Annotated in this window: 1 pseudogene; it reads right to left on the bottom strand. The window is 69.1% G+C overall.

What is annotated here, in order from left to right:
• Window positions 1–64: 64 nt before the first annotated feature.
• A pseudogene (locus tag AC2W7G_RS13185) lies at window positions 65–2,577 on the bottom strand (ATP-dependent Clp protease ATP-binding subunit).
• Window positions 2,578–2,758: the final 181 nt, after the last annotated feature.

The raw sequence follows: 2,758 nt of genomic DNA, 5'->3' as shown, positions 1-2,758 counted from the left end.
CCCCCGGACGCGACGACGCCCCCGCCCCGGGTGACCCCGGGGCGGGGCCGTCGTGCGGCGGGACTCAGTCCGAGCTGCTGGTGCCGGACTCGACGGCCGGCGGCACCTCGGGGAGCTCCAGGTCGGCCTTCGGCGTGCCGCGGAAGGTGAACGTCGCGGTCGGGCCCTCGCCCTCCACGTCGACGAGCACGATCTGCCCGGCGCGCACCTCGCCGAAGAGCATCTTCTCGGCCAGGACGTCCTCGATCTCGCGCTGGACGGTGCGACGCAGCGGTCGCGCACCCAGCACCGGGTCGAAGCCACGAGCGGCCAGGAGGTCCTTCGCCGCCGTGGTGAGCTCGATGCCCATGTCCTTGTCCTTGAGCCGGTCCTCGAGCGAGCCGACCATGAGGTCGACCATCGCGATGATCTGCTCCTTGGTCAGCGGCGGGAACACCACGACCTCGTCGACACGGTTGAGGAACTCCGGACGGAAGTGCTGCTTGAGCTCCTCGGACACCTTCGCCTTCATGCGCTCGTACGAGCCGGCGACGTCGCTGGCCTGGGAGAAGCCCAGGTTCACGCCCTTGCCGATGTCCCGCGAACCGAGGTTCGTGGTCATGATGATGACGGTGTTCTTGAAGTCGACCATGCGGCCCTGGGAGTCGGTCAGGCGACCTTCCTCCAGGATCTGCAGCAGCGAGTTGAAGATGTCCGGGTGGGCCTTCTCGACCTCGTCGAACAGCACGACCGAGAACGGCTTGCGGCGCACCTTCTCGGTGAGCTGGCCGCCCTCCTCGTAGCCGACGTAGCCGGGAGGAGCACCGAACAGACGGGCGACCGTGTGCTTCTCGGAGTACTCGCTCATGTCCAGCTGGATGAGCGCCTCCTCGTCACCGAACAGGAAGTTCGCCAGCGCCTTGGACAGGTGGGTCTTTCCGACGCCGGACGGGCCGGCGAAGATGAACGATCCACCCGGACGACGCGGGTCCTTGAGCCCGGCCCGCGTGCGACGGATCGCGCGCGAGATGGCCTTGACCGCCTCGTCCTGGCCGATGACCCGCTTGTGGAGCTCGTCCTCCATGTTGAGCAGGCGGCTGGACTCCTCCTCGGTCAGCTTCACGATCGGGATGCCGGTCGCCAGCGCGAGGACCTCGGCGACGAGCTCCTCGTCGACGACGGCCACGGAGTCCATGTCGCCGGACTTCCACTGGCGCTCACGCTCGGCCTTGGCCGCGATGAGCTTCTTCTCCTCGTCGCGCAGGGACGCGGCCGCCTCGAAGTCCTGGCTGTCGATCGCGCCCTCCTTGCGGCGGCGGACGTCGGCGATCTTCTCGTCGTACTCCTTGAGGTCCGGCGGAGCCGTCATCCGACGGATGCGCAGCCTGGAGCCGGCCTCGTCGATCAGGTCGATCGCCTTGTCGGGCAGGAAGCGGTCCGAGACGTACCGGTCGCGAGCGTCGCCGCGGCGACGAGCGCCTCGTCGGTGATCGTCACGCGGTGGTGCGCCTCGTAGCGGTCACGCAGGCCCTTGAGCATCTCGATCGTGTGCGCGATCGACGGCTCGGCGACCTGGATCGGCTGGAAGCGACGCTCGAGCGCGGCGTCCTTCTCGAAGTGCTTGCGGAACTCGTCCAGCGTCGTCGCACCGATGGTCTGCAGCTCGCCGCGGGCCAGCATCGGCTTGAGGATGCTGGCGGCGTCGATCGCGCCCTCGGCGGCACCCGCACCCACGAGGGTGTGGATCTCGTCGATGAACAGGATGATGTCGCCGCGGGTGCGGATCTCCTTGAGCACCTTCTTGAGGCGCTCCTCGAAGTCACCGCGGTAGCGCGAGCCGGCCACCAGGGCGCCCAGGTCGAGCGTGTAGATCTGCTTGTCCTTGAGCGTCTCGGGCACGTCGCCGCGGACGATGTCCTGGGCCAGGCCCTCGACGACCGTCGTCTTGCCGACGCCGGGCTCGCCGATGAGCACCGGGTTGTTCTTGGTGCGGCGGCTCAGCACCTGCATGACGCGCTCGATCTCCTTCTCGCGCCCGATGACCGGGTCGAGCTTGGACTCGCGCGCCGCCTGCGTCAGGTTGCGGCCGAACTGGTCGAGCACCGCGGACGACGCCGGAGCGTTCTCGGCCGGGGCGCCGGAGGTCTCGGCCTCCTTGCCCTGGAAGCCGCTGACCAGCTGGATGACCTGCTGGCGGACGCGATTGAGGTCGGCGCCCAGCTTCACGAGGACCTGGGCGGCGACGCCCTCGCCCTCGCGGATGAGGCCGAGCAGGATGTGCTCGGTGCCGATGTAGTTGTGGCCGAGCTGCAGCGCCTCGCGCAGGCTCAGCTCGAGCACCTTCTTGGCGCGCGGCGTGAACGGGATGTGCCCGCTCGGCGCCTGCTGGCCCTGGCCGATGATGTCCTCGACCTGGCCGCGGACGGCCTCGAGCGAGATGTCGAGGCTCTCGAGGGCCTTGGCCGCGACGCCCTCGCCCTCGTGGATCAGGCCGAGGAGGATGTGCTCGGTGCCGATGTAGTTGTGGCTGAGCATGCGGGCTTCTTCCTGCGCCAGCACGACGACCCGGCGGGCCCGGTCGGTAAATCGCTCGAACATGCGTCCCCCTCTGGGTGGGCTTGTCTCGTCAGTCTATGGGTGGCGTTCCAGAGCCGCCCCTGGTGCCCACCTATGTCACCCAACTGTCACCGAGGGGCCGGTGTTCCGGCGTTCGCTGTGGGCGTACGCGGGTCCGCGAGGACGTCCGCGGCCGCGACGAGGGGGCGGCCGTCGCGCGACG

It is taken from the genome of Aeromicrobium sp. PFPM2_SD2, assembly GCF_057364525.1.
Note: the sequence above shows the minus strand (reverse complement) of the source record. Positions and strands in the feature narration are given on the sequence as shown.